18 protein-coding genes are annotated in these 24,542 nt (G+C 70.6%); 11 read left to right on the top strand and 7 right to left on the bottom strand.

Features of this window, described 5'->3' with window-relative positions; translation table 11 throughout:
- Positions 1 to 51: 51 nt before the first annotated feature.
- From ACIREI_RS42905 to ACIREI_RS42895, 3 genes are read right to left on the bottom strand one after another with little or no spacing between them, the layout of a single operon-like run.
- Positions 52 to 915, bottom strand: a complete 864-nt coding sequence (locus ACIREI_RS42905; protein ID WP_403345404.1) for a carbohydrate ABC transporter permease — start codon at positions 913 to 915, stop codon at positions 52 to 54.
- A complete protein-coding gene (locus tag ACIREI_RS42900) occupies positions 912 to 1,910 on the bottom strand; it encodes a carbohydrate ABC transporter permease (RefSeq protein WP_403345402.1) in 999 nt (332 codons plus the stop codon). The genes ACIREI_RS42905 and ACIREI_RS42900 overlap by 4 nt, the downstream gene beginning before the upstream one ends.
- Positions 1,907 to 3,259 carry an extracellular solute-binding protein gene (locus ACIREI_RS42895; RefSeq protein ID WP_403345400.1) on the bottom strand — a complete coding sequence of 451 codons (1,353 nt, stop codon included), beginning with the start codon at positions 3,257 to 3,259 and terminating at the stop codon, positions 1,907 to 1,909. The genes ACIREI_RS42900 and ACIREI_RS42895 overlap by 4 nt, the downstream gene beginning before the upstream one ends.
- Before the next feature lie 473 nt (positions 3,260 to 3,732).
- Between ACIREI_RS42895 and ACIREI_RS42890 the strand changes: the two genes are divergently transcribed.
- The 9 genes from ACIREI_RS42890 to ACIREI_RS42850 all read left to right on the top strand — a co-directional run bounded on the left by ACIREI_RS42890 (position 3,733) and on the right by ACIREI_RS42850 (position 16,551).
- Positions 3,733 to 6,021 (top strand): alpha-L-arabinofuranosidase C-terminal domain-containing protein, encoded by a 2,289-nt coding sequence (locus ACIREI_RS42890; protein ID WP_403345398.1) that lies wholly within the window; start codon positions 3,733 to 3,735, stop codon positions 6,019 to 6,021.
- 294 nt (positions 6,022 to 6,315) lie between these two features.
- Positions 6,316 to 7,329 carry a hydroxyacid dehydrogenase gene (locus tag ACIREI_RS42885; protein ID WP_403345396.1) on the top strand — a complete coding sequence of 338 codons (1,014 nt, stop codon included), beginning with the start codon at positions 6,316 to 6,318 and terminating at the stop codon, positions 7,327 to 7,329.
- A 174-nt stretch (positions 7,330 to 7,503) separates the two neighbouring features.
- The gene (locus tag ACIREI_RS42880) at positions 7,504 to 8,601 is read left to right on the top strand and encodes a LacI family DNA-binding transcriptional regulator (RefSeq protein ID WP_403345394.1); all 1,098 of its coding nucleotides are present in this window, start codon (positions 7,504 to 7,506) and stop codon (positions 8,599 to 8,601) included.
- Between the two features lie 371 nt (positions 8,602 to 8,972).
- Positions 8,973 to 10,316 carry an ABC transporter substrate-binding protein gene (locus ACIREI_RS42875; protein ID WP_403345392.1) on the top strand — a complete coding sequence of 448 codons (1,344 nt, stop codon included), beginning with the start codon at positions 8,973 to 8,975 and terminating at the stop codon, positions 10,314 to 10,316.
- Between the two features lie 10 nt (positions 10,317 to 10,326).
- On the top strand, positions 10,327 to 11,211 hold the full coding sequence (locus ACIREI_RS42870; protein ID WP_403345391.1) for a carbohydrate ABC transporter permease: 885 nt from the start codon (positions 10,327 to 10,329) through the stop codon (positions 11,209 to 11,211).
- Positions 11,211 to 12,149, top strand: a complete 939-nt coding sequence (locus tag ACIREI_RS42865; RefSeq protein ID WP_403345389.1) for a carbohydrate ABC transporter permease — start codon at positions 11,211 to 11,213, stop codon at positions 12,147 to 12,149. Before ACIREI_RS42870 ends, ACIREI_RS42865 begins: the two co-directional genes overlap by 1 nt.
- A gap of 22 nt (positions 12,150 to 12,171) precedes the next feature.
- Positions 12,172 to 13,761 carry a family 43 glycosylhydrolase gene (locus ACIREI_RS42860; protein ID WP_403345387.1) on the top strand — a complete coding sequence of 530 codons (1,590 nt, stop codon included), beginning with the start codon at positions 12,172 to 12,174 and terminating at the stop codon, positions 13,759 to 13,761.
- Positions 13,762 to 13,934: 173 nt separating this feature from the next.
- Complete coding sequence (locus ACIREI_RS42855; RefSeq protein WP_403345385.1) at positions 13,935 to 14,990, top strand: LacI family DNA-binding transcriptional regulator; 1,056 nt, start codon at positions 13,935 to 13,937, stop codon at positions 14,988 to 14,990.
- Positions 14,991 to 15,399: 409 nt separating this feature from the next.
- Positions 15,400 to 16,551 carry a ferritin-like protein gene (locus tag ACIREI_RS42850; RefSeq protein WP_403345383.1) on the top strand — a complete coding sequence of 384 codons (1,152 nt, stop codon included), beginning with the start codon at positions 15,400 to 15,402 and terminating at the stop codon, positions 16,549 to 16,551.
- 40 nt (positions 16,552 to 16,591) lie between these two features.
- Here the strand turns inward: ACIREI_RS42850 and ACIREI_RS42845 are convergent, their stop codons facing one another.
- Together ACIREI_RS42845 and ACIREI_RS42840 are read right to left on the bottom strand one after the other, a co-directional pair.
- Positions 16,592 to 19,429 carry a BTAD domain-containing putative transcriptional regulator gene (locus ACIREI_RS42845; protein WP_403345381.1) on the bottom strand — a complete coding sequence of 946 codons (2,838 nt, stop codon included), beginning with the start codon at positions 19,427 to 19,429 and terminating at the stop codon, positions 16,592 to 16,594.
- A 214-nt stretch (positions 19,430 to 19,643) separates the two neighbouring features.
- A complete protein-coding gene (locus ACIREI_RS42840; RefSeq protein ID WP_403345379.1) occupies positions 19,644 to 20,291 on the bottom strand; it encodes a ThuA domain-containing protein in 648 nt (215 codons plus the stop codon).
- Positions 20,292 to 20,434: 143 nt separating this feature from the next.
- On the opposite strand from ACIREI_RS42840, the gene ACIREI_RS42835 reads away from it, so the two are divergent.
- Complete coding sequence (locus ACIREI_RS42835) at positions 20,435 to 21,460, top strand: DUF5954 family protein (RefSeq protein WP_403345377.1); 1,026 nt, start codon at positions 20,435 to 20,437, stop codon at positions 21,458 to 21,460.
- Between the two features lie 67 nt (positions 21,461 to 21,527).
- Entirely contained in the window at positions 21,528 to 22,160 is a 633-nt protein-coding gene (locus ACIREI_RS42830) for a VOC family protein (protein WP_403345376.1), read from the top strand.
- On the opposite strand, the gene ACIREI_RS42825 is transcribed toward ACIREI_RS42830, so the two are convergent.
- Both ACIREI_RS42825 and gap read right to left on the bottom strand, forming a co-directional pair.
- Positions 22,120 to 23,253 carry a PP2C family protein-serine/threonine phosphatase gene (locus tag ACIREI_RS42825; RefSeq protein WP_403345374.1) on the bottom strand — a complete coding sequence of 378 codons (1,134 nt, stop codon included), beginning with the start codon at positions 23,251 to 23,253 and terminating at the stop codon, positions 22,120 to 22,122. The genes ACIREI_RS42830 and ACIREI_RS42825 overlap by 41 nt on opposite strands.
- Before the next feature lie 208 nt (positions 23,254 to 23,461).
- Positions 23,462 to 24,460 (bottom strand): type I glyceraldehyde-3-phosphate dehydrogenase, encoded by a 999-nt coding sequence (gene gap, locus ACIREI_RS42820; protein WP_403345373.1) that lies wholly within the window; start codon positions 24,458 to 24,460, stop codon positions 23,462 to 23,464.
- Positions 24,461 to 24,542 lie beyond the last annotated feature (82 nt).

Below are 24,542 nucleotides of genomic sequence, written 5' to 3'. Positions count from 1 at the left end.
GTTCCTTATCGGCGAATGAGATGAGAGCTCGGGCAGCGGAAGCCGCGCGGGCTACTTGAGACCGGAGGTGGACATCCCGGCGACGAAGCCGCGCTGGGCGATGAGGAAGATCAGCAGGATCGGGACGACGTACATCACGGAGGCGGCGGCCTGGAGGTTGGTGATGGGGGTGCCGGCCGAGGAGATGTAGGTGGTCATGACGGCGACGGCAAGGGTGGACTTGTCCGTCGACAGCAGGAGTTGGGGTGCGATGTAGTCGCCCCAGGTCCAGGTGAAGGCGATCACGAAGCTCGCCGACAGGACCGGCCACGACTGAGGCAGGAAGATCCGCCAGAAGATCTGGCCGTATCCGCAGCCGTCGACGATCGCGGCCTCCTCCAGCTCGCGGGGCAGACCGGCGAAGAACTGCCGGAAGAGGAAGACCAGATACGGGGCGGACGACAGGCCCCACAGCACCCACGGCCAGTACGTGTCGACCATGCCGAGCTTGGCGAAGATCAGGTAGGTCGGCAGGAGGGTGATCATCTGCGGCAGCATCATCGAGCCGATGAGGATGCCGAACAGCGTCTTCTTGCCCGGTGCGGACAGCCGGGCGAAGCCGAAGCCGACCCAGGCGGAGCTGAGCGTGACGAGGACCCCGTAGATCAGGGCGATGATCAGGGAGTTGCGGGCGTAGCCGAGGAAGTCGATGAGCTGGTAGGCGTCCGCGAAGTTGTGCCACTGGAAGTCCGCGGGGAGCCAGCGCACGGGGGCCGCCGCCAGTTCGGACGGAGCCTTCAGGCCGGTGAGGACCAGCCAGCCGAAGGGGCCGAGGAACAGGCCGGTGACGGAGACGAGGACCGTGTAGAGGACGAGGCGGTTCGTCCGTATCCGCACACGGACCGGAGACTTGGGGTTGAGGCTGGTGGCGGTCACTTCTTCGCCTCCGGGTCGACGTTGTAGAACACCACACCGGACGTGAACTTGAAGATGAGTCCGGTCGCGATGAGGATCAGGACGAAGAGCACCCACAGCAGGGCGGAGGCGTATCCGTAGCGGCCGAGCGCGAAGTACTGCGAGAACACGTGGATCATGTACGTGTAGTTGGACTGCGGAATCGTGGTGAGGCCACCCGTGGTGGAGAGGGGGGCCAGCAGCATCGGCATGATGGTCTGCACCGAGGCGATCACGCCGGTCACGGTCTGGAACAGCAGCACCGGCGACAGCAGCGGCACGGTGATGCTGCGGAAGGTCCGCCAGGCGCTCGCCCCGTCGATGCGGGCGGCCTCGTGGAGTTCACGGGGCACGTCCTGGAGCCCCGCCAACGAGATGATCATGATGTTTCCGGCGGCCCAGAGCACCGTCATGATGAGCACGTACCGGGCGTAGGGGTCGGCCAGCCAGCCGAGCGCGTCGAAGCCGAAGAAGGTCAGGACACCGTTGGCGGCACCGGAGTTCTGGTCGAAGAGGTTCTTGAAGGCGATGCCCGCGCCGACCGGCGGCACCACCGCGGGCAGGTAGAGCAGGGTGCGGAAGAGACCGCGCCCCTTGACCGGCCGGTTGATCAGGACGGCGAGCGCGAGCCCCGCGACGATCGACAGCGGCACCGAGATCACCGCGAACAGGCCCGCGCGGCCCAGGGAGTCCCAGGTCTGCGGGTCGTTCAGCAGCTCGGTGTAGTTGCCGAGGCCCACGTAGTGCCAGTTCGGCGAGATGCCGTCGTAGGTGGTGAAGCTCAGCCACAGCGCGTACACCATGGGCGCGATGGTCAGCAGCGCGAACCCGATGATCCACGGCGAGGCGAACATGTAGAACGCGCGGTGCCTGCGCGCGGTCATCGAGGGACCGGTGCGGCCGGCCGACCGGGTCCGGCCGGGGTTCGCGGTCGAGCCGGGCCGGTCCGCGACGGAGGGGACCTGATCGACCGTCATCCCACCTGCTCCTTACCGCGCTTGAGCTGCTCGTTGATGACCGAGTTCAGGCGTCCCGCGAGGGTGTCGACGGAGATCTCGCCCTTCATCCCGGCCGGGGCGACCTGGTTGAAGAGGGACTCGAAGGCGTCGCCCGTGATGTAGGGGGTGAGGGAGACCACCGAGAAGTGCTTGAGTTCGTTCTGCTGTGCTTTCAACGTCCGCTTCTGGTAGTCCTCCTGAGCGGGCATCAGCGGGCGCAGGGACTTCAGCGTGGGGATCCCCCAGCCGCCGGAGGCGCGCGCCTTGGCCGGCGCCTCACCGAAATACCACTCGAAGATCCGCCACGCGGCGTCCTTGTTCCTCGCCTTGCGCGGCATCCACAGGCCGGTGCCGCCCTGGCAGGCGCTGATGCGCGGGCCGCCCGCGAAGACCGGGGCGGGCGCGAGACGGGAGACCTGCGCCAGCTTCTTGTCGGTGCCGATCATGCCGCCCATCCAGTAGCCGGCATTCGACATGGCCAGCCGTCCGGCCTGGTAGGTCGGTCCGTCCCAGCCGTTGGGGTCGGGCTGGATGGGGCTCGGCCCGACCTTGAGGTTGCAGTAGTCCATGTACCAGGTCAGCGCCTTGCGGGCCTCGGGGGTGGTGAAGTCGACGCGGGAGAAGTCGTCGTTGAACAGGCTGCCGCCGGCCGAGGCCGTCATGGTCGCCATGAGCGTGAGCCTCAACAGCCCGTTGTAGCTGCCGCCGGAGACGGTCGTCTGGCCCTTGGAACGCTGCACGAGGCGCTGGGCGTTCTCCAGCCACTCCTCGAACGTGATGGGCTCGGTCTCCGACGGGTAGTCGACGCCCTTCTTGTCGAAGGCCGCCGTGTTGTACCAGAACATGGAGTCCTGGGAGAAGTCCTTCGCCATGCCGTAGCGGGGGCCCTTGCCCTGGGTCCTGCCGTCGTAGCGCCACAGGTCGTTGACCGGGTCGAGGTCCTCCACCTTGAGGACGCTGCTCTTGGCGAAGTACGGGTCCAGCTCCTCCATCACGTCCCGTGCCGCGAAGTACGCCGCGTCCGTGGCGCCGACGGCTCGGACCAGGTCCGGCGGGTTGCCGCTGGTGAGCATCGCGATCAGCTTGGTGATGTCCCAGTCGACCCGCTTGATCGTGATGCCGGTGTCCTTCAGGGCCTGCTGCACCAGCTCCGGCGTGATGTCGTCGGCCTTGACCATCATCGTGATGGTCTCCCCCGCACCGCCGCCGGCCCCGTTGGACACCTGGAGCGCGCATCCGCTCAGCGCCGCCGCTCCGGCCGCGGCGCCGCCCGCGGAGAGGCTGAGGAATCGGCGGCGGCTCAGCGAGGCACCGACATGTGGGCGCATGAACCCACCACCCCCTTGCTCGTTCGTTCGGTATTTCGGCCATGGATCGAGTTCACGGCCACATCCGGTCGTTGGACAACCGGTTGTTATGCAGTGGGGCAGAGCTTCTTCCTGTCCGGAAACCACGTCAAGAGCCTTGACGGACTTTCGAAAAGAATGTGTAACCTCGGCGACATGAGCCAGTCGGCTCCAGGGTCGTGACGGATCCCCGGAAGATGGAAGAAGTAGCAGGTCAGAACCCTGCGTCCCGCACATCCCCGCAGCTCCACCCGAGTCGGCACGACGAAAGGGGGCGTTCCGCGCCGCGCCTGGGACATCGACAGGAGGGCACACCGAGACCGGCTTGATCATCACCGCCCAGGAGCCGACAGCAGGCCATCTTGACGTCCTGGCTGGAAACCGGTTGCCATCGCTCGTGTCCGTGGCCCAGTCATCACGAGCCCTCGACCACATGACCGTGAACGGAGCCCAGCATGCCCCGTCCTCCCCACCCCACACGCCCCACCCGCCGCACCACGATCCGCGTCGACATGAGCGCCGACGCCGGCCGGCCGATCAGCCCGGACGTCTTCGGCGCCTTCTTCGAGGACATCAACCACGCGGCCGACGGCGGGCTCTACGCCGAACTCGTCCAGAACCGCTCCTTCGCCTACAGCCGCGACGACCGTCCCGAATGGCACGCGCTCACCGCCTGGGAGCTCGTGGAGCTGGGCGGCGGACGCGGCGGCCTGGGCACGGACACCGCCGCCCCGCTGCACCCGGCCAACCCGCGCCACGCGGTGCTGGAGGTGACGGCCCCGGGCGAGGGCGTGGGCCTGGTGAACCACGGGTTCGACGGCATCCCGGTCGAGGCGGGGGCGTCGTACCGGCTGAGCCTTTTCGCCCGCCGCCCGGAGGGTGAACACGCCCCGCTGACCGTCCGGTTGACCGGATCGCGAGGCACGTACGCCGAGGCCGTGCTCGACGCGGCGACGGGCTCCTGGACACGGCACGAAGCGGTGCTGGTCTCCACCGCGACCGACCCCGACGCCCGGCTGCTCGTCCTCGCCACCACCCCCGGCACCGTCCACCTGGACCTGGTGTCCCTCTTCCCCACGGCCACCTTCCGCGGCCGGCCGGGCGGTCTGCGCGCGGACCTCGCCCAGGCGATCGCCGATCTGCGGCCCAAATTCCTGCGCTTTCCCGGCGGTTGCGTCGCCCACGGCCTCGGGCTCGACAACATGTACCGCTGGAAGGACACCATCGGCCCTCTCGAAGGCCGCCGCCCGCAGCGCAACCTGTGGGGCTACCACCAGTCCGCCGGGCTGGGCTACTTCGAGTACTTCCAGTTCTGCGCGGACATCGGCGCCAAACCGCTGCCCGTGGTGGCCGCCGGGGTCTGCTGCCAGAACACCCCGGGCGGCCAGCACGCCGTCCCCCTCGACGAGATGCCCGCCTACGTCCAGGAGATCCTGGACCTGGTCGAGTACGCCAACGGCCCCGCCGACTCCCCCTGGGGTGCCCGGCGGGCCGAGGCCGGGCACCCGGAGCCGTTCGGCCTGGAGTACCTCGGCGTGGGCAACGAGGACGAGATCACCCCGGCGTTCCGGGAGCGGTTCGCCCTCATCCACGCGGCGCTGGCCGAGCGGCACCCCGAGATCACGGTCATCGGCACCTCGGGGCCCGCCCCCGGGGGACGGGACTTCGAGGCGGGCTGGGAGTTCGCCCGCAAGACCGGCGTCGCGATGGTCGACGAGCACGGGTACCTCTCCCCGCGCTGGTTCCTGCAGAACACCGAGCGCTACGACGGCTACGACCGCTCCGGCCCGAAGGTGTACCTCGGCGAGTGGGCGTCGATGGGCAGCACGCTGTACAACGCCCTCGCCGAGGCGGCGTACATGAACGCCCTGGAGCGCAACGGCGACATCGTCGCCCTGTCCTCCTACGCCCCGCTGCTCGCCAAGTCCGGCCATACGCAGTGGACGCCGGACCTGATCCACTTCGACAACACCTCCGTCCGGCTCACCGTGAACTACCACGCGCACCGCATGCACTCCGTGCACCACGGGGACGTGTACCTGCCGCACACGCTGACCGGCGCCCCGGCCGCGGCCGACCCGCCGGACGGCCTGCGGGGCGGCGGGGTCCGGCTCGACACGGTGAACTCCCTGGCCGAGTACGCGGACCTACGGGTGAGCTGCGGTGAGGCCGACTACTCGATCGATGTGCGGGCACGGAAGACCGGCGGCGAGGAGGGCTTCCGTATCGCCTTCGGAGCGGTGGCCACCGGTGACCACTACCTCTGGACGATCGGCGGCTGGCAGAACAAGGGGATGCCGCTGCAGCGCGTCTGCGACGGACGGACCGAGGACGTGGAGTGGGTGCCCGGCACGGTCGAGACCGGGCGGTGGTACGGCATCCGGGTCGAGGTCGCCGGCTCCCGGATCCGCTGTCTGCTGGACGGCACCCTGATCCACGACGTCGAGGACGACCGGCGTCCGCTGCGGACGTTCTCGGTCTCCACGGTCCGGGACTCGGCGACGGGTGACGTCATCGTCAAGGCCGTGAACCTGACGCCGGACGAGATCACGGCGGACATCCGCCTCGTCGGGGCGCGGCGATCCGCCGCCCGGGCCACGCGGACCGTCCTGTCCGGCGAGCTCTCCGCCGAGCAGGCCGTCCCGCACAGTTCGCCGCTCCCCGCGTCCGACGCCTTCGACTGCCCTCTGCCGCCGCACTCGTTCACGGTCGTCCGCATCCCCGCCGCCCAAGGGTCCGTGTGACGCCTCCGGCCGCCGCGAGCAACGGAGAAAACGAAGTAACCGATTTCGAGACTGGGCGGGGCCGCACGTCCCGGACCCGCCGGGGCCACGACGCTGCGGGACGAGCTCGCCGTGGCCCCATGTACCGCCCCCGCCACGCCTTCCCCTCCCAAGCAAGCTTGTACGCGGCGCAAATGAGTTCGAGGAAACCCGTGTACCCACTCTCAGCCCAATTGATTGACCAGCCGTTCTCGGCAGATCTACGGTAGAAGGCGCTTTCTGAAAATGTTTCCATCTCAGTCCGTCAGGAGTCTCATGCCCAGCCCCCAGCCACCGAGGGCCGTGTTCGCCATGGACCCGGTGCACCTCCCGCTGCTCTTCCCCTCGCCGCTCATGGCCAGGCTGAGGAAGACCTCCGACATCGACCCCGAACTCGTGGTGCGGGACTTCACCGACCCGGCGTCCGCGGCCGCCCTGGCCGAGGCGGAGGTGCTCATCACCGGCTGGGGCTGCCCCCACCTGGACGCCGACGTCCTCGCCGTCGCCCCCAAACTGCGCGCCGTCCTGCACGCCGCGGGCTCGGTCCGCTCGCTGGTCGGCGAGGCCCTCTGGAAGCACGGCGTCACCGTCTCCAGCGCGGTGACCGCCAACGCGCTGCCGGTCGCGGAGTACACGCTGGCCATGATCCTGCTCGCCGGGAAGGACACCTTCACCCACCGCGAGCGCTTCCGCACCAGCCGCGCCTATCCGACCCCCGCCGAGACCGCCCCCACGGGCAACGTCGGCCGCCGCGTCGGCGTCATCGGTGCCTCGCGGGTGGGCAGACGGCTGCTGGAGCTGCTGCGGCCCTTCGACTTCACGGTGCTGCTGCACGACCCGTACGTCAGCCCCGCCGAGGCCGCCGAACTCGGTGCCGAGTCGATGTCCTTGGAGGACCTGCTCCGGCACAGCGACATCGTCAGCCTGCACGCACCCGACATCCCCGAGACCTACCGCATGCTCGACGGCGACCGCCTCGCCCTCATCCGGGACGGCGGCGTCCTGATCAACACCTCGCGCGGTGCCCTGATCGACCCCGAGTCGCTCACCGACGAGCTGGTCTCCGGCCGGCTGCACGCGATCCTCGACGTCACCGAGCCCGAACCGCTGCCCGTCGGCTCCCCGCTCTACCACCTGCCCAACGTCTTCCTCACCCCGCACATCGCCGGATCGCTCGGCAACGAGCTGGAGCGCCTCGGCCGCACCGTCGTGGAGGAGCTGGAACGCCTGGTCGCGGGCCTGCCGCCGGTCCACGAGGTGCGCCATGCGGACCTGGCCCGGGTCGCATGAGGCGGCGGCCGGCGCACGAGGCGCCCGCGCGGAAACCATGGGATACGGTTTCCGCATCGGCGGGGGGCCGGTTTCCCTGTCGTACGGCGAGAGACGAGGCCTCTGGCCATCCGGCGCGGGGCAGTACGCCCGGGCGTCCGGCAAGGAAGGCGCGACGGTGAAGGAGCCGCAAGGGTGAGTCAGCGCAAGGTGTCCAGCGACGCCGGTCGGGCCACCATCCGGGACGTGGCGGAACGCGCGGGCGTCTCCGTCGCCAGCGTGTCGCGCGTCCTGTCCGGCAACTACCCGGTCTCGGACGATCTGCGCCGACGGGTGATGAAGGTCGTCCGGGATCTGGACTACGTCACCAACGCCCACGCCCGCTCCCTGGCCGGCGGCGGAACGCCCACGGTGGCGATCCTCATCAACAACATCACCGGCGCCGCGTTCGCCCATGTGGCGAAGGGAGTTGAGGGCGCCGCCACGTTGCGCGGCTGGCTCTCGCTGGTGGGGACCACGGGGGACGACCCCGAGCGGGAGCTCGCGCTGGTCAACCTCATGCGGCAGCAGGGCGTAGCGGCCGTGGTGCTGCTGGGCGGTGCCTACGACTACGACGAGTACCAGTTGCGCATGGCGCGGTTCGCCCGTTCCCTCGACGCCGCCGGCTCCCATCTCGTGCTCGTGGGCAGACCGCCGCTGGAGGGCGACGTGCCGGCCACGACGGTCGACTACGACAACGAGGGCGGCGCCTATGCCATGGCCAGCCATCTGTTGTCCGCCGGGCATCGCAAGGTCCTCGTGCTGCCGGGGCATGCCGAACTCACGACCGCCCAGGGCCGATTGAAGGGCGCCCGGCGGGCCTTCGACGCGTACGGCGTGCCGTTCGACCCGGGCATGGTGCGGCACGGGCCGTACGACTACGAGCACGGGTACGAGGCCGTGGAGGATGCCCTCGGGCAGGGGCTGGACTTCTCCGCCGTGCTGGCCGGGACCGATGTGGTCGCCGCCGGGGCCATGCAGGCGCTGCGTGCGGCCGGGCTACGGGTGCCGGAGGACGTGTCGATCGTCGGCTACGACGACATTCCGCTCGCCTCCCAGCTCACCCCCCAACTCACCACCGTCCACGTGCCGTACGAGGAGATGGGCCGCGTCGCGCTGCGTGCGGTGGCGGACCGGCGCGAGGGCGGCGCCGGCCGCCGCAAGGGCGGCGACGGTGACCATCTGGTGCTGGGCACCCATGTCGTCGTACGCAACTCCGTGCAGCCGCCTGCCCGGCGGGGCGCACGGAAGTAACGCCCAGCAAACGTTTCGTAAGCGTTTTCCCGCTGCCTTACCGGTCCTCGCCAGGTCGCCCGGGAGCGCTCTCCACCCGCCCAACTCCCCTCGCCGAACAGCCTTCTACCTGCGCTTACGCCCTCCGGCACGGATGCGGCCGACGCGCGCCCACAGGTCACCGGACGGACAACCCGGCGTAACAAATTTCCGCGCACCTCTTGCTATGAGCGGAGACGTCGGCCTACCGTCCCTGCAACCGCTTACTACAGCTTCCGCTTGGCCGACCCCCCGCAACCGCGAGCCGACGTTTTCCGGCCGCCGTTCTGGCCGGCACCACCGAGCCGCCGCCGTTCCGATAGAACGCTCTCATTCCGAAGGATCACGGTCAGATGAACTTCACCAGCCCCCGGAGAAGGTTCGCCTCCGCCGCCGTCGCGGGAATCGCTCTGACAGGTCTGCTCGCCGCCTGTGGCGGATCCGGCTCCGGAGACTCGGACTCCGGTTCCAAGGCCTCCGGCCCCGTCACCCTCGACTTCTGGGGCTGGGCCAACGGCCAGGAGGCCGTCGTCAAGGCGTTCAACGCCAGCCACAAGGACGTCCAGCTCAAGTACACGAAGGTCACCGACCAGCTGACCATGCAGAAGCAGCTGACCAACGCGGTCAAGGCGGGCAACGCGCCCTGTCTGCTGCAGAACACCGGTGAGTACGTGACCAGCTGGGTCTCCCAGGGTGCGCTCGCCGACATCACCGAGTACGTCGAGGCCGACAAGGACAAGTTCAACGCCGGTTCATGGGCGGCGGGGCAGGTCCAGGGCAAGGTGTACGGCGTTCCGACCGCCTCGGCGCCCGCCTTCACGATCTATCGGACCGACATCTTCAAGAAGTACGGCCTCAAGGCCCCGGCGACCTGGGACGACTTCATCGCCGCGGGCAAGGAGCTGAAGAAGCACGACATCAAGATCACCAACTACGCCGGTGAGGACCCGAGCACCCTGGAGGTGCTCGCCATGCAGGCCGGGGCGCACTGGTACAGCATCGACGGCAACTCCTGGAAGGTGAACTTCCAGGACGAGGGCACCCTCAAGGCCGCGAAGGTGATCCAGGAGATCATCGACAACGACCTGAACTCCAAGATGTCGTTCGCCGACTACGCGGCCGTGCAGCGCAACTACGACAACGGCGGCACCGCGACCCGGCAGATCTCCACCTGGCAGATGTCCGGCATGGTGCAGAACTTCACCAAGTCCTTCGGCGACTGGGCGCTGTCCCCCTGGCCGACCTTCAAGGGTGAGGCGGCCAAGACGCCGGCCGGGACCAACCAGAGCGCCAACCTGACGCTGGTGTCCGAGGAGTGCGAGCACAAGGAGCAGGCAGCCGAGGCGGCGCTGTGGATGTCCACCGACAGCGGTGCGGTCAAGACCATGGCGAGCCCGGAGACCGGCAGCGGTGTCATGCCGGCGCTGGCCGACAGTGACTCGTACGTCTCCGAGGCGATCTCCGAGAAGCTGCTCGGCAAGAACTACGAGCCGGCCAAGAAGATCGTCACGGACAGCCTCGGCACCGTCACCACCGACTGGACCTTCGGCCCGAACTGGACCGCGATGTTCACGGAGATGCAGGACGAGTGGGCCGCGGTCGTCAGCAAGAAGCAGAAGGTCACCGATCTGCTCGCGCACATGCAGGAGTGGACGGTCAACGACCTGAAGCAGCGCGGCATCAGCGTCAAGGGCTGAGGCAGACTCGATGATTCGCTCCCAGCGCTGGAAGGGTGCCGCCTTCACGGTGCCCTTCCAGCTCGGCTTCGTCTTCCTGTACCTGCTCCCCATCGGCTACGCGGTCTACCAGTCGCTGTTCCTGCAGAAGCGGTCCGGGCTCGGACTCGGCGGCGCGACCACCGAGTTCGTCGGGCTGGAGAACTACCAGAACGGGCTCACCGACTCGGCGTTCATGACCTCCATCCTGCGGGTGGTGCTGTTCGCCTGTGTCCAGATCCCGTTCATGCTGCTCGTCAGCCTGGTGCTGGCGCTGCTCCTGGACGCGGTCAGCTCCAAGGTGGCCGGCCGGTTCCGGGTTCTGCTGCTGGTGCCGTACATGATCCCGGGCGTGGTCGCGGCCATCGTGTGGATCAACCTGTACAGCCCCGAGGTGGGCCCGCTGACCCCGCTCGGTGACCTCTTCGGGTTCGACTGGAACTTCTTCGCGCCCTCCATGGTGTGGCCGGCCATCGGCAACCTGCTGACCTGGCACGGCATCGGTTACAACATGGTGATCATCTACGCCGCGCTCCAGGGCGTGCCCCGCGAGCTGTTCGAGGCGGCTCGGCTGGACGGCGCCTCCGAGATGCGCATCGCGCTGAGCATCAAGATCCCGTTCGTGCGCGGGGCGCTCGTCCTGACCGCGCTGCTGTCGATCATCCAGATGCTGCAGATCTTCAACGAGCCCGCGCTGTTCCGGAACATCGCCCCGCAGACCGTCAGCGACAGCTTCACCCCGATCATGATCATCTACAACCAGGCGTTCAACGCCGCCAACTACAACTACGCCGCGGCCCTGTCGGTGCTGCTCGCCCTGATCCTCGGTGTGGCGTCCTTCCTCTTCTACCGGCTGACCTCGAGGGAGGCGGACTGATGGCGCTGACCGCACATCGCAAGGAGAACGGCGCGGGGCCCGCGGGCGCCCCGGCCGGCGGGGGCGGCGTCCGGCGGCGCACCCGTCCCGATCCGGCCGCACGCTCCCGTGGCGGGCAGCGCTTCCTGCTGCTCGGTCTCGTCATGGCGAGTGTCTACAGCCTCTTTCCCGTGTACTGGCTGATCATCGCCTCGACCAAGGACCGCGTGGGGCTGTACCAGAGCAACGGGCTGTGGTTCTCGGGCTGGCACCTGTGGGACAACCTGCAGCAGGTCTTCACCTACGAGGACGGCATCTTCCTGCGCTGGACGGCCAACTCGTTCCTGTACGCCGGTGTCGGCTCCCTCGGCGGCACGCTGATCGCGCTGGCGGCCGGCTACGGGCTCGCCCGCTTCGACTTCCCCGGCCGGAGTGTGGTGTTCGCGGCGGCGGTGGGGGGTCTGCTGATCCCGATCGCGCTGCTCACCTTGCCGTTGTACCTGCTGTTCTCGGCGATCGGCATGGTCGACACCCCCTGGGCGATGCTGATCCCCTGCCTGATCAACCCGTTCAGCGTGTATCTGGCCAAGGTCTACACCGAGGCCACGATCCCGTTCGAGCTGCTGGAGGCGGCGCGCATCGACGGCGCCGGTGAGCTGCGGATCTTCTTCAGCATCGTGCTGCGGATGATGACGACGGGCGGCGCGACGGTCTTCCTGCTCGCCTTCGTCAACACCTGGAACGCCTTCTTCCTACCGCTGACCGTGCTGCGTGGCGAGGAGAACTGGACGCTCAATCTCGGTCTGTACAACTGGTCCGGCAAGCGCCTGGAGTCGGGCATCGACGTGACCAGCCTCGTCCTGACGGGTGCGCTGCTGTCCATCATCCCGATGGCGATCATGATGGTCGCGATGCGGCGCTACTGGCAGTCCGGCGTGACGATGGGGGCCCTGAAGTGACCGTCGGCCTGGGAGAGTTCGCGTGACCCTGCTGCACAACCCCGTCATCCGCGGCTTCGCCCCCGACCCCTCCCTGGTCCGGGCCGGCGACTGGTACTACGTGGCCACGAGCTCCTTCGAGTGGTTCCCGACGATCCCGATCCACCGCTCCCGGGACCTGGCCCACTGGGAGTACGCGGGCCACGTCCGGGGCGCGGCTCCCGGCGACTCCCTCGCCGGTGTCCCCGACTCCGGTGGCATCTGGGCGCCGTCGCTGAGCTGGGACGGGGAGCGGTTCTGGGTGGTGTACTCGGTCGTGCGCTCGGTCGGGACGCCGTACTTCGACCTGGACACGTACGTCTCCACGGCCACGGATGTCGACGGCAAGTGGAGCGCCCCGCAGCGCATCGCGAGCCACGGCTTCGACCCCGCGCTCTTCCATCACGAGGGCCGGCTGTGGCTGCTCAACATGCAGAGCGACCACCGGCCGAGCGGGCGGCGTTTCGCCGGGATCGTCCTGACGGAGCTGGACCGCGAGACCCTGGCCCCGGTCGGTGACACGCACCTGCTGCTCCAGCACGAACGGCTCATCGAGGGGCCGAAGTTGCTGAAGCGCGACGGCTGGTTCCACCTCGTGCTGGCCGAGGGCGGCACGGGGGTGGAGCACGGGGTGCTGGTGGCGCGCAGTCGGGCGATCACCGGCCCGTACGAGCTCGACAGCCAACCGCTGTTGACGACACGCGACGATCCGTCGGTGCCGTTGCAGAAGGCCGGGCACGCGGAGCTGGTGGAGACGCCGGACGGCGAGTGGGTGATGAGCCACCTCGCGGCACGGCCGTTGCGGACGCCGGACGGCCCGCGCTGCCCGCTCGGCCGGGAGACCGCGATCCAGGCACTGACCTGGGACGAGGCGGGCTGGCCCCGGCTGCGGCACGGGGGCTGGCACCCGGCGGTCGAGGTCGACGTACCGACATCTCCCGCCGAGCCGGAGCCCCGGCTCACCGACACCGGTGACCCGTTGGGCTGGCCCTGGAGCACCCTGCGCGGCAGCGCCGACCCGGGCTGGGCCGACGCGACCACCCGCCCCGGCTGGATCCGGCTGCGCGGCCGGCACGGTCCCGAGTCGCGGTGGGCGCACAGTCTGCTGGCCCAGCGGATCACCGAGCACCGTGCGGAGGCCGAGGTCACCGTCGAGGCCCGGCCGCGCACGTTCACGCAGGCCGCCGGGCTGGTCCTGCGGTACGGCGCGGAGGCGTATCTGAGCCTCGACCTCACCTGGGCGGAGCCCGCGGGTGAGGGGCAGCACGGGCAGCAGTGGCGGGGCGAGGGCCGTACGGTGCTCTGCCTCGTGGAGCGCGAGGAGTTCGGCACCCGGCAGGCGGCCGTCGTGGAGGTGGACGCGAGCGCGCCGTTGACCCTGGGCGTGACGGTGGACGACGGCCGGGCCCGGTTCTGGTACGTCCGCGAGGGCGTCCGCACGCCGGTCGGCACGCCGCTGGACTTCACCAAGCTCTCCGACGACTACGGCTCCAAGTTGCGCTTCACCGGTGCGATGGCCGGCGTCCACGCCGTGGACCTGGTCGACTCGGCCTTCACGGCCGGCTTCACGGGATTCCGCCTCACCTGCTGGTAGTCACGGGCCGCCCTCGAGCCTGTTCGAAGTTTCGAAAGCCGTTGCCCGTGCATTCCTGCGAACTCCGGCCCCTTCCGGAGTCCTCGCGGCATATCTAGGGTAGGAAGCGCTTACTGTTTCCGGCTGGTCGAAACTTTTCAAGGCCCTCGGGCGGGCCGGAGAGGTGGTTCCCGATGGTCCGTACGGGCAGTGCGAGCATGGCGGCCGGGCCGACCCTGGCCGTCGTGGCCCGCGAGGCCGGGGTGTCCGTGCCGACCGCGTCCAAGGTGGTCAACGGCCGCGAGGACGTGGCCCCCGAGACCCGCCGCCGGGTCACCGAGGCGCTGGACCGGCTCGGCTATGTCCGCAGACCCCGCTTCGACGCGGCGAAGACGCCGGGCCTGGTCGACCTCGTCGTGCACTCCTTGGACACCTCGTGGTCGGGCGCGGTGCTGCACGGTGTGGAGGCGGCGGCCCATGACGCAGGCCTGGAGGTGGTGGTCTCGGCCGGGCTGACCCGCACGCGGGGCGGGCGCCCGGAGCGCGGCTGGCTGGACAAGCTCATCGCGCGGGGCTCGTCGGGGGTGCTGTTCAACCTGGCCGAGCTGACGGCGTCGCAGTACGCGTGGCTGGAGCAGCACCGCATCCCGTTCGTGATGATCGACCCGGTGCTGGAACCGCCGCCGGGCGTGGTGTCGGTGGGCGCGGCGAACTGGCACGGCGGTGTCATCGCGACCGAGCATCTGCTGGCGCTGGGCCACGAACGCATCGCCGTGATCGCCGGTCACCAGCGCAAGATGTGCAGCACCGCCCGGGTGGCCGGCTACCGCTCGGCGCTCGCCTCGGCCGGGGTGCGGCACCGCCCCGAGTACGTCCGGCACGCGGGCTTCGACGAGGGTGTCGCCCGCCGCCGCATGCTGGACCTCCTCGACCTGCCCGAACCGCCGACGGCCGTCTTCGTCTGCTCGGACCGGATGGCCCTCGGGGTCTACGAGGCGCTGGCGGAACGGGGGTTGAGCGTGCCGGACGACCTGAGCGTCGTGGGCTTCGACGACCTGCCGGAGGCCCGCTGGATCGCCCCGGCCCTCACCACGGTCCGCCAGCCGCTGTCGGAGATGGCGGCGACGGCGCTGCGGCTGCTGGTACGGATGATGGACGGGGACCGGCCGGAGAGTACGCGGACGGAGTTGTCGACACGGTTGGTGCAGCGGTCGAGCACGGCCGGACCACGCGATCGATCGCCTCGCTGAGTCCTGGAGTTCGGCCCCCTGACGCGGCTTGTCGGTCACGCCCCCCGGCCGCGGGGGACCAACGCCTGCCGACCCGCCCATCGGGGCGAGAGCGATCGGATGCTCCACACCGAACCGCTCCGTGAACGCCGTCGACAGCCCCATGCCCGCCATCCCCACCCGCCGCTCCCGCCGGTCGCTGCGGAATCGACGGTCTGCCGACGCGGCGAACACCCCCTTCGCGGGGGCTTCCGTGCCGGGACCCCCACGTTGGACCGACAGGGTGGTCGATGCGCCGCACGGCTCGTCTGCCCTGGTCGCGGCGGTGATGGCTGCTAGCTTCGCGAGCTGTCAAAGGGGTCCCGAGTGCGTCGGGCAGAGCGGGACCATGACCATGACCATGAGCTGAGGCGAGGCGAGGGTGACGGGTATGGGCGAAGAGCCGGACGAGCCGGCGGTTTCTCCGTTCAGGCGCAGGAGTTTCCTGGCGTCGGCCGCTCTGGCGGCAGGCGCGCCGGCGGGGGTCGCCGGTTCCGCGCAGGCTGCCGGGCTGCCGGAGAGCGGGCCGCTCGCGGCGCCCGGCCTCGGGGCCGTGGCGCGTCTGCTGGCCGTGCCTCAGGAGGGCCGCGGGGTCGCCTGGCTCAGGTCGGCCCTCCAGGTCGCCGTAGGGCTGGAACTCGCCACCATCCCGCCCTACTTGTGCGGCTTGTGGTCCGTCAAGGACCGCGGCAGCGAGGTCGCGCGGCTCATCCAGCGCATCGTCGGCGACGAGATGTACCACCTGGGCATCGCCTGCAACCTGCTCGTGGCCGTGGGCGGCCGGCCGCAGATCAAGGCCGCCGCGCCCGTCTTCCCCGGCCCGCTGCCCGGCGGTGTGCGGGCCGGCGTGACGGTCTACCTGTCGGGCCTGACCAAGCCGTTCGTACGCGACGTGATGATGGCGATCGAGGCCCCCGAAGAGTCCCTCGTCCGCAGCGCGCGCCCCTCGCCCACCGTCGGCGAGTTCTACGCCGACGTGCTGAAGGCGTTCCGGGTGGTGCAGCCGGAACTGTCGGTGCGGGGGCAGTTGTCCCAGTACGTCTTCTCCGACGACCTGTATCCGGTCGAGACCCTCGACGACGTCGAGAGCGCCATCGGGATCATCAGGGAGCAGGGCGAGGGCACCTCCAGTTCCCCGTCCGATTCCTTCGAGGACGACCACCCGGCGCACTACTACGCCTTCGGCGAGATCTACCACGGCCGGGAGCTGCGCGAGACCGACGACGGCTGGAAGTACGTGGGCGGGCCCGTCCCCTTCCCCGAGGTGCGCCCCATGGCCCGGATCCCGGTCGGCGGCTGGCCCCACCCGCCGGTCCACGTCGGACGGCTCCTGTTCCGCTTCGACGCCACCTACAGCACCGTGCTCGACACCCTCGACGCGGCCTGGGCCGGCGGCGGCCACCGCACCCTGGGCGCCGCCATCCACGCCATGCGCGGCCTGGAGGACCCGGCCGTGGAACTGATGGAAACCCCACTCCGCTACGCCCCGGGCACCTACGGCCCCCAGTTCCGCGCACTGCGCAAGCTGCGCCGGGACTCGTGACGCCCGCCGTTACGCCGGGCCCCGGGACTGCGCCTCGACCCTAACCCGCCGTCGAGCCGTCGAGTTCCCGCAGAAGGGTGCGGAGATGGGTTACGTCCGCTTCGGGGGCGTTGATGTCGAGGTAGATGGCGAGGGCCTCGTGCAGGGTCTGTCGGGCCGGTTCCACGGCGCCTGTCGCTTGGTGGGTCTGGCTCAGGTGGACCAGGGTCTCGGCCTCGTTGTAGCGGTGGCCCAGGGCGCGGTTGAGGGCCAGGCTGTGTTCGTAGCAGTCGACGGCGTTCGGGTGGTCGCCGAGTTGGTGGTAGGCGTAGCCGAGGGTGTCCCAGGTGCCGGCCTGGCCTCGTTCGTCGCCCAGTTCGCGCTGGATGGCCAGGGCCTGCCGGCAGTGGCGTACCGCCGCGGTGTGGTCGCCGAGCCGGGCGTGGTCCCAGGCCACCGCGTTCAGGGCGCGGGCCCGTCCCGCGAGGTTTCCGAGCGAGGTGAACAGGTCCACGGCGCACTGGTCGTGCCTGAGGGCGGCGGGCTTGTCGTCCTGCCGCTCGTACAGCCAGCCCAGGGCGAGATGGGTGTGGGCGGCAGAGCGGAGGTCGCCGTCGGCCTCCGACAGGGCGAGGGCGTGGGCCAGTTCCTGGTGGGCCTCGGTGAGGCGGGCGGTCTCCGTGTACGCCCAGGCGAGGGCCCGGTGCGACTCGGCGCGGGCGGCCGGGTCCCCGAGACGGACGGCGGCGGCGAGGGCGGTGGTGTGGACGGCGGCGACATCCGCCCAGCGTCCCCGGCGGGCGAGGAAGGTGGTGAGGGCCCAGGCCAGCCGCCATGCCCGGTCGTCGTGTCCGGTGCGTACGGCATGGTCGACGGCCGCGGTGAGGACGGTGTGCTCGCGGGTGAACCAGGCCATGGCCTGGTCGTGCGTGGTGAGTTCCTCGGGTTCGGCGCCGTCCGCCGTCGGGGCCGGCGGGAGCGGGTCGCGGTGGGGCAGCAGGAGACGGTCGGCGGCGTACGCCGTGTGCGTGTAGTGGTCGAGCACGCGGGTGAGTGCGGCGTCCGATTCGGCGGCGGGCGCCTCAGTCTGCGCCAGTTCGAGGGCGTACGCCCGCAGCAGGTCGTGGCAGGTGAAGCGGCCGGGGACGTGTTCCTGCACGAGGTGGTGGGCCTGGAGACGGCGCAGCCGGGTGCGGAGCCGGGCGGGCGGCAGGGCGGTGAGGCTCGCGGCGGCCGGCAGGCCGATGTCGGTGCCGGGTGCCTGGGCGAGCCGGCGGAAGACCCGGGCGGTGTCGGGGTCCAGGGCCAGGTAGGAGGAGGCGAGGACGGTGCGTACGTCACCGCTCGTCTCGCCGGTCTCCAGGGCGTCGAGCCGGGTTGCCGTGTCGCGCAGTTCGGCGGCCAGGTCGGTGAGGCTGAGGACCGGGTTGCTGATGACCCGGGCGGCGAGGACGCTGACGGCCAGCGGGAGCCCGGCACAGTAATGGAGGAGCTCCGCCGCCGCTTCGGGTTCGGCGGCGAGCCGGTCGGCGCCGATGCGGCGGACGAGCAGTTCGCGTGCCTCGGTGCCGTCGAGCGTGTCCAGGGTGAGCCGGCCGACGCCGTGGGAGGCGGCGAGTCCGGGGAGCTGGTGCCGGCTGGTGATGAAGACCGTACAGGTGGGGCTGCCCGGCAGCAGGGGCAGTACCTGGTCGCTGTCGCGGGCGTTGTCGAGCACGACCAGTAACCGCCGGTCCGCGGTGAGGCTGCGGTACAGCGCGGCCTGGGACTGCGGGGCGGCGGGCAGGCCGGCGGGGTCGGTGCCGAGGGCCTCCAGGAAACCCCGCATGACCGCGTACGGGTCCGCCGGCTCGCCGGAGGGGGTGAAGCCGCGCAGGTCGGCGTACAACTGGCCGTCGGGGAACAGGTCTTGCTGGTCGTGGGCCCAGCGCAGCGCCAGCCAGGTCTTGCCGACGCCGCCGGTGCCGCAGATCGCCACGGTCAGAACGCTGCCGCCGTCCGGCTTGTCCTGTGGGGCCAGCAGCTTGTCCAGGCGCGCGAGTTCGCTGCCGCGTCCGGTGAACAGGGGTGGTGGGGCGGGTAGTTGTCGGGGACGAGCCGCGGTGGCGGCGCGGGCGGAGTGCGGCTTGTCGCTTCCGGCCGGTGGCGCGAGCCGCGGATCCGAGATCAGGATCCGCTGGTACAGCTCCTGCAGCGGGGGCCCCGGGTCGATGCCCAGCTCGTCGGCGAGACGACGCCGTACGACCTGGTAGTGCCCGAGTGCGTCGGCGGGGCGCCCGCCGCGGTAGAGGGCGAGCATCAGCTGGGCGGCGAGCCGCTCGTCCAGTGGGTGTCTGTCGGCGAGGGCCGGCAGCGTGGCCAGCAGGTCGCCGTGGCGGCCCAGACGCAACTGGACGTCGGCCAGGTCCAGGACGGCCGCGAGCCGTTCCACCTGGGCGGTCTCGCGCTGGGCGGCGAACCAGGGGCTGTCCATACCGGGGCACATCTCGCCTCGCCACAGCGCGAGGGCGTCCTCGAACAGTCGCGCCGCCTCGTCCTCCTCCCCCGCGTGCGCGGCGGTGCGCGCCCGGGCGGCCAGGGCCCGGAAGCGGTGCAGGTCGGCGGTCGAGGGCACGACGACCAGTTCGTACCCTCCCGACCGCCGCACGATCCGCGCCTCCTCGGCCACGGGCCGCAACGCCCGGCGCAGTCTGGAGAGGTAGCTGTACAGCGTCTCCCGGGCGCGCTGCGGCGGTCTCTCCCCCCACACCCGGTCGACGAGTCGATCCACCGTCACCACATGGTTGGCCTCGCACACCAGTACCGCGAGCACGCTCTGCTGTCGCGCCGGCCCCTGATCCAGGCGGTGGCCGTCGACCAGGACCTCGACCCCGCCCAGCACACGGAACTCCACGGCCACATGAACCACCCCCGGGGCAGGATCCTAGGGCCGAAGTCAGCGGCTCTGACCAGCTATTTCAAGCTCTTTTCAAGGTTTGGACACGGTCGCCCGGCCAGGATGGTGGCCCGCGACACCGTCAAGCACGGCAGGCGGGCGGTCGCTCACACTGACCAACCTGGGGCCGGGGGAATGACGGAGGGCCACTTTGAGGAGTGGCCCTCCGTCGTGCGTTCTAGGCCCGTTTCGCCGCCCAGTCGATCCCGCCGAGCAGGTGGGCGCGGAAGTCGGGGTCCGCGTACGCCTCGGCGGCATGTCCGAGCGCCGTGTAGAAGACGCGTCCCGATCCCTGCTCACGGCACCAGACCAGCGGATGGTCCTCGCCCATGCCGCCACCGTCGTACGACGACTCGTCGGCGCGGGCCAGCACCCGTACCCTGCCTCGGGGGTTGGTGCGGAAGTCGTACCACTCGTCGACGAAACCCCATACGGCGGGCAGGTGCCGGGTGGCCGGGTGGTCGCGGTCCTCCACGATCACCTTGCCGGGCTGGTACTCGGGGTGCCGGTCGAACCGGGCGCCCAACAGCTCGCCGTAGTACGGCCAGTCGTACTCGGTGCAGGCCGCCGCGTGCACGCCGACGAAGCCGCCGCCCGATTCGACGTACGCGGCGAGCCGCTCGCGGCCGGCGGGGGTGAGCACCTCGCCGCTGGTGGAGAGGAAGACGACGGCCGCGTAACCGTCGAGGGGCCGCTCGAAGGCGGCGGGGTCCTCGGTGTGGTCCACCTCGAAGTCGGCGATGGCGCGGACGGCTTCGACGCCGGCCGGGATGGAGTCGTGCCGGTAGGCGGTGGTGCGAGTGTGGACGAGGAGTCGTGCGGCCATGCGGCCGAGCCTAGGGGTGCCGGCGGCTCGGTCCCACGGCCGCCGGGGACCCGAAAATTTCGGATCACCGGGTCACTCCAACAACCCCGGTTGTTGGGTCGGTTCACCCCCGGGTGAACCCCCGCCCCGGAAACAATGCGTGCATGACCCATGACTGGCAGCGACAGATCCACGCTCTCCACGACGAGTTGGTCCGCCGTGACGACCCCGGCGCCTGGGTGCGGGAGGCCGACGCGGTGGACGCCTCCTTGCTCTATCCCGGGTTCGCCCTGCGTGGGCCGGTGTTCGGGGTCGCCGTGCAGGATCCGTCGGTGGGGCCCGAGTGGCGGGTGCTCAAGCCGGTCGTGAACGGGATGCCGCAGATGTGCCGGGACGCGCTGAACAGCCATCTGTGGTTCCGTGCGAAGGACGACACCGACGATCCTGCCGTACGGCGGGAACTGCTCGCCGCCGTGGCCGTGTTGGAGCGGGAGCCGGTCGACGAGGTGGAGGCGTGCGGGGTGCGGTACCGGATCGTGCGCGGGGACGAGTTCTCGCGCTGCGACGGCAGCAACCGGCTGGAGCCGCCCCGGCCCACCGATCCGGAGCCCGCCGAGCGGACCTGGGACCTGCGCGCCGACCACACCCCCTCCCCCGACCTGGACTTCGTCCTCGACCCGGATCGCGTGGACGGCGGCCCGATGACGGGCGCCTTGCTGGCGGCGCTGCGGGACTTCGCCTACCGGGGCGTGCGGTTCCCTGTGAGCCTGCGCAGGGACTCGGAGCGGGCGGTGCGCTCGCACCCGCAGGTCCTGCTGTTGCCCACCTGCTTCGCCGTGGTCGAGCGGGAACGGACCGGTTGGGAGCCGGCCCTCGCCCTCCAGTCCACCCCGCACGACGCCCGGCGCGTGCTGCACGACGCGATGATCGAGATGTGGCCCATGCTGTACAAGTTCGACGACGCGAAGAAGGCCGTGTACGAGAAGGCGGCCGCGGAGTTCCGCGCGCTCGAGCGCGCCGACGAGGCCCGGGTGGCGGGCCGGGAGTTCCGGATCTGCCGTGTCGAGCGCCTGCTGCGCATGGGCCCCGACGGTCCGGAGACCCCGCGCCCGTCGGACATCGACGAGTACGGCCCGATGAAGATCCATCCGACGCTGCTGCTGGACGGCACCGTCGTCTTCGACGAGTGAGACCACCACCCCGTCCTGGCGCACAGGTGTTCCATAACGCAGGCCGCTCTGCGTAGCCTCGGCTGCGATGAACGCCATCCCCGCGCTCCTGGACCATCTCGTCCTCGCGACCCCGGACCTGGCCGCCACGGTCGCCGAGTTCGCCCGACGCACCGGCGTGATCCCGGCCCCCGGCGGTGTGCACGTCGGGCTCGGCACCCGTAACCATCTGGTGTCCCTGGGCGGCACCAGCTACCTGGAGATCATCGGCCCGGATCCCGAGCAGTCCGCGCCCGGCCGGCCCCGCCCCTTCGAGGTCGACGGCCTCACCACCGCGCGCACGGTCACCTGGGCGATCAGCCCGCCCGACCTGGACGCGGCCATCGCGGCCGCCCGGGCCCAGGGGTACGACCCCGGCCCGGCGCAGTCGATGAGCCGCCGCAGACCCGACGGCACCCTGCTGGAATGGCGGCTCACCGACGGCGACGACGCCCACCCCTCCGGTCTGGTCCCCTTCCTCATCGACTGGAGCGCCACGGTCCACCCCACCGCCTCGGACCTGCCCACCACACCGCTGCTGTCCCTGTCCGCGAGCGCCCCCGAGCCGGACGAGATCCGGCCCCTGCTGGCGGCACTCGGCACGGACCTCGACCTGGCGGCGGGCCCGGTGGGGATGTCGTTCACGGTGGACACGCCCCTGGGACCGGTGACGTTCCACTAGGGGGCTCATCGGGAAGGCGGTATGCGGCGAGGGCGGCGATGTCGTCGTCGAGGCTCCCGCCGCTGTGGGCGAGCAGGTCCTGGTGCAGGTGGTCGAGAAGTTCGCGGGGCGGGAGGGTGGCCCAGGCCCGGGCGCGCTCGGTGAGCGGGTAGAAGGATCCGGCGGGGTCGCGCGTCTCGGTCACGCCGTCGGTGTACAGCAGCAGCCGGTCACCGGGATGGAAGGGCTCGACGTCCACGCGATAGCCGTCGCCGAGCAGGATGCCGAGGTTGATGGGGAGAGCCGGGTCGGCCGAGTCCAGTTCGGTGACCCCGTCGGGGCCCAACCGCAGGGGTGGCGGGTGGCCGCAGTTGACGATGCGGACCAAGGGCTCGTGATCGGGAACCTCGGCGAACACGGCGGTGACGAAGCGCTCCGCCGCTTCGCTGCCCGGCAGCTGTGCGGCCCTGCGGCTCATGCTCTGTTCGACTCGATGCGCCACACCGGCCAGATCGGGCTCGTCGTAGGCGGCCTCGCGGAAGGCGCCGAGCATCGTGGCGGCCGTTTCCACCGCGAGCAGACCCTTGCCCCGGACATCGCCGATGAGCAGACGGACTCCGTGTGCGGTGGACACCGCCTCGTACAGGTCACCGCCGATGCGCGCCTCGGCGGCAGCGGACAGGTAGAGGGCCTCCATCGAGATCCGGCCGAGGCGGCGGGGCACCGGGCGCAGCAGCACGCGCTGCGCGGTCTCGGCCACGGAGCGCACGCTCGCCAGCGTGCGCTCGCGGCGTGTTCGGTGGGCAGCCATGATCGTGCCGAGGACGCCGACCAGGGCGGTGCAGACGTAGGCACCGACATAGTGGCGGTCCCACAGGTGGCCCACCATGCGCCCCGCACAGCACGGCGTACCGGCCAGGACCCCTTCGAACACGATGGCGAACGCCGCGATGGCCGCGACACCGGCCGGTGGGTGGGCGTAGGCGGCGACCACGGGGAGAGCGATGAGCAGGAAACTCACCGGCCACTGCACCGGAGTGAGCGGCTCGAGCACCAGGATGCCCGCGACGTAGAAGGCCGGCAGCCAGCGCATCCAGGCCGGCGGGGCGGGCACCTGCGGGTGGCCCGTGCCGCTCGCCGGCGCCGCACGGCGGCCCCCGGTTTCAGGGCGGCCCGGCCACCTCACCGCTCACTCACAAGAACTCCTGGCAGGTCTCGACCACATTGTCATGATCTTCATCGTAATTCCATGACATGGGCGATTCCTGGTGGTCATCATGAGCGACATCACCGCCGCGGCGAGCCTGCGCCGCGGCATCCGGTCAACCGGTGGCGAGGAGTTCGAGCGTGTCGATCACGCGGTTCGAGAAGCCCCACTCGTTGTCGTACCAGGCGACCACCTTGACGTGACGTCCGTCGACGCGGGTGAGGGCCGAGTCGAAGATGGACGAGGCCGGATTGCCCGTGATGTCGGACGACACGAGGGGGTCGTCCGAGTACTCCAGGATGCCGGCGAGCGGCCCCTGCGCCGCGGCGCGGTACGCCGCCAGCACGTCGTCGCGCGTCACCTCGCGGGCGACGGTCGTGTTGAGTTCGACGATCGAGCCCACCGGAACCGGCACGCGGATCGAGTCGCCCGACAGCTTTCCGTCGAGGTTCGGCAGCACGAGCCCGATCGCCTTGGCGGCGCCCGTCGTGGTCGGCACGATGTTGACGGCCGCCGCACGGGCGCGGCGGGCGTCGCGGTGCGGACCGTCCTGCAGGTTCTGCTCCTGCGTATAGGCGTGCACCGTCGTCATGAAGCCGTGTTCGATGCCGGCGAGTTCGTCCAGAACGGCGGCCAGCGGCGCGAGCGCGTTGGTCGTGCAGGAGGCGTTCGAGACGATGGTGTGCACGGCCGGGTCGTAGGCGTCGGTGTTGACCCCGAACGCGAGCGTGACGTCGGCGCCGTCGGACGGCGCGCTGACGAGCACCTTCTTCGCCCCCGCGTCGAGGTGGGCCCGGGCGGCCTTGGCCGAGGTGAAGCGGCCGGTCGCCTCCAGCACGATGTCCACGCCGAGTTCGGTCCACGGCAGCCGCCCCGGCTCACGCTCGGCGAGCACGGTGATGCGGCGTCCGTCGACGACGAGGGCGTCCCCGTCGGCGGTCACCGGGCGCCCGAGCCGGCCGGCCGTCGAGTCGTAGGCGAGCAGCCGCGCGAGGGTGGCGGGCTCCGTGAGGTCGTTGACGGCGACGACCTCGAGGTCGCTGGTGCGTTCGAGCAGCGCGCGCAGCACATTGCGTCCGATGCGGCCGAATCCGTTGATGGCGATACGAGTCATGAGAGCTCTCCCTTCGGTTCGCCACCAGCGTCGCGTACGGCGTTCGCCCGTGACCGCGGCGTGAGCGCCACGGTTCGAAAGG

The organism is Streptomyces sp. NPDC093591 (assembly GCF_044764885.1).
Lineage (GTDB): Bacteria > Actinomycetota > Actinomycetes > Streptomycetales > Streptomycetaceae > Streptomyces.
This window is presented reverse-complemented; position numbering and strand designations above follow the sequence as displayed.